The organism is Aquicoccus porphyridii (genome assembly GCF_008369105.1).
Taxonomy (GTDB): domain Bacteria; phylum Pseudomonadota; class Alphaproteobacteria; order Rhodobacterales; family Rhodobacteraceae; genus Aquicoccus; species Aquicoccus porphyridii.
In genome coordinates, this window is record NZ_VINQ01000039.1 from 1 (window position 1) to 6669 (window position 6669).

Sequence of the window (6669 nt, forward strand, 5' to 3'; positions counted from 1 at the left end):
GCCTGATCTTCGCAATCGTCTCCACAACCAACATCCCCAACTCGCTCCCTCATGCATCTGAGGAAGCATCAAAACAGAAATATCAGGGGGGTCACTTTTGGACGCCGATTACCCCGCTACGGGGTCAATTTTGCACGCCTGTTCACAGTCACCCGACCAAGCGCGCCCAGAACCCGCGCTTGATTTGTTGCGCAGACCTCTCGCGTTGATCCGTCAGAAGCGCATTCAACCGAACTCTCTCAGCCTCTGCTCCGTCCAGGCGAGCACGCAAATCCTCTATCTGATCGACAAGCTGGCCGCGTTCCCGGTCTCGCTCGGCGGTGATGGCGTCGATCCGCTCTCGAAGCATCTTAACTTCGACGTTCAAGGCATTGTTTTCATGCGTTTCCAAGTGGGTTTCCACTTGGTTTTTCTCCCCGTTCGGAAACGGGTTCGCAGACATCCACCGAGAAAGCTCTGACGGATCGATCTGCCAGCGCCCCTTGTCGTCCTTCTCCGCAGATATGCCCCCGGAATTAAGGGCTTTTGATAGTGTTCCTTTCGAACGCTTCGCGGTTTTCGCCGCCTGTCCAAGTGTCAGCTTCATGGTGTTTCCGCCTGTATTTCACGGGGGTTTCCCCTTGGTTTTCTTGCTGTTCAGGATACACACATTGGAAACACCCGCCAAGGCCGGGTTACATTCTATCGAGGACAATGCCATGACCACCGGGCCATTCGGACGTCTCCGATCCGATCTGGCTCTACAGGCTGTGATCGTGCCCCCTGTCCCGGCGGGCATGAACTTCGCTCTCCTGCTCCTGTTCCAGCTCTTTTCTGTGCTCCTGCTCCCGTGCGTCATGCCGTTCGTCGGCCTCACGACCATCGCGCAGCGTAGAAACCCGGTCACTGAGTGCGTCCCGGTCGATCCCGGCAGCCGCGGCCCGCAAACGTGCCGCCAAATCGTCCGGTGCCTCCCGCTCTGAGGTCTCGGTCTCCTGCCGCTCTCGACCCTCCTTCCGGGTTTCCCACGCCTCCCGCAACCGCGTGGCAAGGTCGGGTTCCTGCTCCCGGCCATCCCGGCCCCCGGCAAGCGCCAGCTCGGACTGCCCCGGCCCCAGACGGTCCAGAACGCGATCCGCCGCGCGGTCGAGCCAGTCGCGGACTTGGCCTGCCAGATCCCGCGCCAGCTCCATCACCTCGGCTGCGCGGGCCTTGGCCTCGTGCCAGGCCCCGACCCGCCCGACCTCGATGCCGCGTTCCTTCATCTGCCACGCGCCGGGGGAGAGCTGGGGCAACGGCGGGCGGTCCAGCTCGATGGCCCGCACAGTCTGCACCAGCTCCGCGCCCTCGTCGCCGCGCTCCCGCGCTGCCGTGGCCAGCTCAAGCGCCTCGTCGCGCTGCGCCTCCAAGGTCCGGTGGTCTACGCGATCCTCGATGCCGGCGCGTTCCAGGGCGGCGTTGCTGTCCCGCGCCCATGCCTCCCGCCAGCCCTCCAAAACCTCGACCTTGTTCCAGTCGCGGTTTTTGGTGGTGAAGCCCTCGGGGCCAATCTCGCGGGTGGTCAGCAGGATATGGGCGTGGTGGTTGCGATCATCGCCATCGCGTCCCGGCGCGTGCAGGGCGATATCCGCGATCATGCCACGGTCCACGAACTGTTCCTGGGCGAACCCCCGGACCAGCTCGACCCGCTGCGCATGGGTCAGCTCGGCAGGCAGGGCGACCCGGACTTCGCGGGCAACCTGGCTGTTCTTCCGGGTCTCGGCTTCCTCGACCCGGTTCCACAACTCGGATCGGTCGAAGACCCAATCCGGGGCGTGGTCAGGCGCGAGGGTTTCGGTGTGATCGACACCACCCCGCGCCGCGTAATCGAAGGCCAGCCCGGTGCGGCGGTCTTCGATACGCTCCGCCACGCGATAGGCGATAGCCGCCGTGGCGCTGCGGCCCTGACTGCGGGAAATCATCGAAGCTCTGAGATGATAGATTGCCATTCGGGGCCGCACTTCGCTTAGGGGTCGAGGGGAAACGCCAGTCTCCCCCGCCCACACAAATGCGCAGCATTTGTATAAGTGGGCACTTCGTGTCTTGCACCTTGCCTCAACCCTTGCGAGAAATCAACAAATGTCAGGAACGCGGAGGTCAGAATGGCGCGGAGTATTGATCAACAGATTGCAGCGACGCAGGCCAAGCTGGCCCGCCTGAAAGAGCGACAGAAGGCCAGCGAAACCCGCCGCAAGATCATCGTTGGATCGGTGGCAATCTCCAACGCGCTGAAAGACCCGGAAAAAGCCCGCGCCCTCGCCGCCCTCCTGCGTCGGGCCGTCACCCGCGAAGTCGATCAGAAAGAGCTGATCGGGTTGCTGGAAGAACTGGATGGCGTCGCTGCGAAGGCGGAACGTCCATGAGCGTCAAAGACCCCTTCCAGCAGCTCGTCGATGAAATCACCCTGATCCGGCAGGACATGGAACGCCTGAAGCGGACCAGTCTCGACAAGGAAGACGCGGAAGCCCTGCACGAAATGCTCACTGAAGGCGTGGACCGGATGTTCAAGGTTGGCCCCGAAATCCAGAAGGCTATCGACAATCGCTTGCTGGCCGTTGCGGCAGTGATCCGTGAAGAGACCGCCAAAGCCGCTGCGAGCGCCGCTGAGAGGGCTATCAGCAAAACCCGCGCCGAGAGCCTCGAAGCCGCCAGAAGCCTCTCACAAGCCGCCGGAGAGGCCCGCAGGCAGGCGTGGCGCTATTTTGGCGGGTTCTGGGTATGGCTCACCTCCATGCTCGCCACAGGGGCCGCTCTGGGCGTTCTGCTGGCCTATGGGACGGAAACGGCCAAGTCTGCCCTCTCGGTCGATGATCTGGTGCGCTACAACTGTGGCAGATCATGGTTCGGTGGGCAGGTCGTGGACCAGGACAACGGGTCCAGCTTTTGCGCCTTCTGGATCAGGCAAGCGCCTCCAGCAGAAAACTGAGCGAAGATCTCCGCTCAGTCGGGCCATTTCTCGGCGGGCCAATCTCGGGCGGTGTGGATCACCCGGACAATCGCCACTGTTTCCTCGCCGCCCCCCTGCGTGATCGCATAGGCCAGGATGTAGGGCAAGCCCGTCACTGACTTCTCGTAGGTGCCTGTCACCCGTCCGGGGCGTCCTGTCGGCATGTCTCCGAGGGCCAGGGCCGTTTTGTCGATGGCATCGGCCACGCGATGGGCAGCGGAGGGGTTTTCGGCGGCGATGTAGGCGACCTGATCCGCAAGATCGGTCAGCGCATCGGTGGACCAGCGGACAGGTCGGCTCACGCCGTGCCGCCTGCCGCAACCTTGATCGCTTGCCGCACGGTCGCCATTGCGTCCTCATGGCTGACCGTCCGGCCTGCTTGCACGTCTTCAAGACCGCGCTCAATGCCCTCGATGATTGCCAGTTCACGGTCCACGTAGGTTTCCACGGCCTCGGCCGCCAAGAAGGACCGGCTGCGCCGGGTCCCGTCGGCCAATCTTCCCAGTTTTTCTTTCAGTTGCGGATCGAGCCGGATCGTCATTGTGGTGCTGGTGGTCATGGTAGAGTGCTTTCTAAGCATGTGTACATCTGAACACATATACCGGATTGGGTTCTTTGGAAAGGTTGAATCAGCCGAACTCTTCACATCCCTGCCTGATCCGCTCGATCAACGGTGATCAGAATCCCAGGCTGAACCAGAAATCCGTCTAGTGTTAATAGTGTTACCTACGGAGTATGTTACGGAGCCAAAAATCTCCCTTAACCTGTTGCTGCCGAAACAGAAAACCACCAACATGGTTCCGAAACTAACGAATCTGGGTTCCGAAACTAACGAATCTGGGTTCCGAAACTAACGAACGGATTCAGCCTCAAAATGGGTCCTGATATAACGAACTTGACGAGCTGGTCGGTCCTGCCCGATGCTGGTTCCTGATATAACGAACTCACCCAAGGCGAATGGATGCCCCTGCTCCCCGACAGACACCCCCAAAAGGACTTCTTCATCCTCGACATTTCCGATGTGGTGCCGAAGGACGACATGGCCTCGATGGAGCACCCTCTGTTCTCGCTCGCCACCAAGCCGGACATGCGCCACCTCGAATATCGCGGCGGCGACAACCGGCTGAAAATCGTGCCGTCCGGGGTCGGCCTGCCCACGATCTTCGACAAGGACATTCTGATTTTCTGCGTGAGCCAGCTCATGCACCGCAAGAACCGGGGCGAGAAGATCGGGAAACGGGTGCGTTTCAGCGCCCGCGAGCTGCTGATTACCACCAACCGCAAGACGGGCGGGATCGAGTATCAACGCTTGGAACAAGCGTTCCAGAGGCTTATCGGCACGACCTTCCAGACCGACATTCAGACCGGAAACAAGCGTGAGACGCGCTTTTTCAGCCTGCTTGAATCGGGCAGCGGGTTTGTCATGAAGGAAGAGGGCAAGTGGCGGCTCGATTACTGCGAGGTAATCCTGTCCGACTGGGTGATGCGCGCGATCGACGGCGACGAGGTTGTGACGATCTCGAACGACTACTTCCGCCTGCGCCGCCCGCTTGAGCGCCGCCTGTATGAGATCGGCCGCAAGCACTGCGGGGGTCAGCCAAAGTGGCAGATCGGCCTCGCCAAGCTTCAGGAAAAAACCGGCAGCAACGCGCCGTTGAAGAAGTTTCGGCTGAACATCCGCCAGATCATTGAGGACGATCACACGCCGTTCTATCGCATGGAGCTGACCCAGGATGACCTGGTGATCTTCCGCCCGCGCTCGCCGCAGAGCGAGCTCCTACCCGAGATCAGACTGCCGGAATGGGCCGAGGACAAAGCGCGTGGCATCGCCAGGGAGAAAGGCCGGGATTACTACGCCCTTCGCTCAGATTGGTTAGCTTTTGCCAGCTCTGAAACCGCCAAGGGCAACCCGCCCAAGAACACCGGCGCAGCCTTCGTTGCCTATTGCAAAAAGCAGAAGACGCTTCGGTGACAGAACCGCCAAACTGCCGACGCATTCAACTGGTAAGTGACACGCAATTGTAAATTGAAATAGAGGAAGAAATGTCAGCAGTATTTTCCGCCCTGAAGGGAAGTGTCGGCCTCCGCCTTACCGAGAAGAACATAATTTCCCTACTCGGCACAAAATACTCGGCCCCCGCCCGATCCCCGATCAAAACGTTCTGGGATATTGGCGTAGGTGTCGGATCCGACGAAGAACGGTTACGCTACTGGCGCCACGAAATTCTAGGACACATTATCTCAAAAATCGCGGCTGAACCGTCGGGAAAATCTCAGCGCCGGACGGCGCTCGCTCAACTGGTCTCAGTTCAAGAGTCGATAGCGCATCGCGGGACCGCCTACAACCTGCAGGACGAGTACCTGCCGGAAGTGTTGGCAGACTATCCCAACGCCGAGGACGCCCATCAAGGCATCGAGTGGAAGAAAGGTCGCCTCGCCGTCGACTTCACGGTCCTCGGCGCGGTGCATGTCTGCCTGCTCGACATCGTGAGCCGAGGGTTTGGCGCAGACTGGAAGAAAATTGAAGCGCAGATGGACGTTTTGCGGGATCTTCATGAGATGATCGTGAAGTTCAAATTCACTCTCGCGACTCTTCACACAACGGACCCCATCACGTTTGATCAAGACGCGGCGCTGGTAATAAGCGGCTTATCCGAGCCTGTGGTCAGGATGATGCGGTCCGAGCTATCGGTCCTTGAGCAGGCCACCGTGGATGGGCAGTTTGATGTGCCTCGCGCCCAGGAGATCATCGAGCGTATGAAGAGGATGAGAGCGGATTTCATGAGGGAGAGGCTAGACATTCATCTGAACGGCGCGGGTTCCGAAGCGTAGAGCGGGGTAAGCATGGGAGAGTTTCCAAAGAACCAATCGTCGGAAGTTCCGCACTCAATGTGGAAAGCCATGCTCAATTCCGTCAAGGATGAAGGCGTTTTCGACAACAACGAGTTGGGCTTGTTCAAGTGGTATGCCGATGAGACCGAGAAGGTCATCAAGGAAATGCAGAAGGAAGAGCTGCGCTGGATCCAAGAGCAGGAGGGCGCGGGCGCGGCATTCAGCGACGTAGACGACGGTGGATTGATACCTGTCGAGTATTACAGCGACCGAATGCGCTATTCACATGTCATCTATCTGACCACGCTCCTCGAACGTTATCTCGCGAGTGCATCAGGACGGCTAAACGCCATCCTCGACCGGAGCTTGGTTTTCCAACCGAATGACTTGCAGGGGGATAAGTGGGATAAGCACAGGAAGTTTCTCGAGAAGTACGGGCAGTGCAAATTCCCTAGCGACGCGTGGAAAGCCCTTCGGACCCTCATCTTCGTGCGAAATATCCTTGTTCACGAAAATGGGGATGCTAGCTCAATCAAGAAGAACGATTTGGATAGAATCAAGAAATGCCCAGGTTTGGACGTGGCCCATGGTGAGGTTATAGTAAAATACGCCTATATCGAACACTGTCTCTCTTCATTTGGCTATTTCGTGAAACACATTGAACGCCTGATCGAGCAATCCTACGAGCGGGGTGATCGACCGCGAACTGTCAAATAAGCGGTCACCCGTGTCAATCGGCATCCAAAGCTGACCCCCTATCGGCATTCAAAATTGACCCCTTTGAGCTGAGCAGGCCCGGCGCTGCGTAGCCCTCACATAGCGCAGCGGCGGCGGGCCTGCGGGGGTCCGGGTTGGCGCTATGCGCGGTTCTT

General features: G+C 59.4%; 9 protein-coding genes. 5 read left to right on the top strand and 4 right to left on the bottom strand.

Translation table 11 applies throughout. From position 1 onward, the window contains the following. Nucleotides 1–148 precede the first annotated feature (148 nt). Nucleotides 149–586 (bottom strand): hypothetical protein, encoded by a 438-nt coding sequence (locus FLO80_RS21450; RefSeq protein ID WP_149187095.1) that lies wholly within the window; start codon nt 584–586, stop codon nt 149–151. Between the two features lie 154 nt (nt 587–740). Further along, nucleotides 741–1967, bottom strand: a complete 1227-nt coding sequence (mobQ, locus tag FLO80_RS21455) for a MobQ family relaxase (protein WP_149187096.1) — start codon at nt 1965–1967, stop codon at nt 741–743. Between the two features lie 153 nt (nt 1968–2120). On the opposite strand from mobQ, the gene FLO80_RS21460 reads away from it, so the two are divergent. Next, complete coding sequence (locus FLO80_RS21460; RefSeq protein ID WP_149187097.1) at nt 2121–2381, top strand: hypothetical protein; 261 nt, start codon at nt 2121–2123, stop codon at nt 2379–2381. Then, nucleotides 2378–2944, top strand: coding sequence for a hypothetical protein (locus FLO80_RS21465; protein ID WP_149187098.1), 567 nt, complete (start codon nt 2378–2380; stop codon nt 2942–2944). Before FLO80_RS21460 ends, FLO80_RS21465 begins: the two co-directional genes overlap by 4 nt. 14 nt (nt 2945–2958) lie before the next feature. Here FLO80_RS21465 and FLO80_RS21470 read toward each other — a convergent pair whose 3' ends face one another. Together FLO80_RS21470 and FLO80_RS21475 are read right to left on the bottom strand one after the other, a co-directional pair. After that, on the bottom strand, nt 2959–3267 hold the full coding sequence (locus FLO80_RS21470) for a type II toxin-antitoxin system RelE/ParE family toxin (protein ID WP_149187099.1): 309 nt from the start codon (nt 3265–3267) through the stop codon (nt 2959–2961). Continuing rightward, a complete protein-coding gene (locus tag FLO80_RS21475; protein ID WP_149187100.1) occupies nt 3264–3524 on the bottom strand; it encodes a CopG family ribbon-helix-helix protein in 261 nt (86 codons plus the stop codon). Before FLO80_RS21475 ends, FLO80_RS21470 begins: the two co-directional genes overlap by 4 nt. Before the next feature lie 402 nt (nt 3525–3926). On the opposite strand from FLO80_RS21475, the gene FLO80_RS21480 reads away from it, so the two are divergent. From FLO80_RS21480 to FLO80_RS21490, 3 genes are all read left to right on the top strand, one after another. Further along, on the top strand, nt 3927–4937 hold the full coding sequence (locus FLO80_RS21480) for a replication initiator protein A (protein ID WP_149187101.1): 1011 nt from the start codon (nt 3927–3929) through the stop codon (nt 4935–4937). Between the two features lie 71 nt (nt 4938–5008). Continuing rightward, nucleotides 5009–5797, top strand: a complete 789-nt coding sequence (locus tag FLO80_RS21485) for a hypothetical protein (RefSeq protein WP_149187102.1) — start codon at nt 5009–5011, stop codon at nt 5795–5797. 57 nt (nt 5798–5854) lie between these two features. After that, complete coding sequence (locus FLO80_RS21490) at nt 5855–6514, top strand: hypothetical protein (protein WP_149187103.1); 660 nt, start codon at nt 5855–5857, stop codon at nt 6512–6514. The last annotated feature ends 155 nt before the right edge of the window (nt 6515–6669 follow it).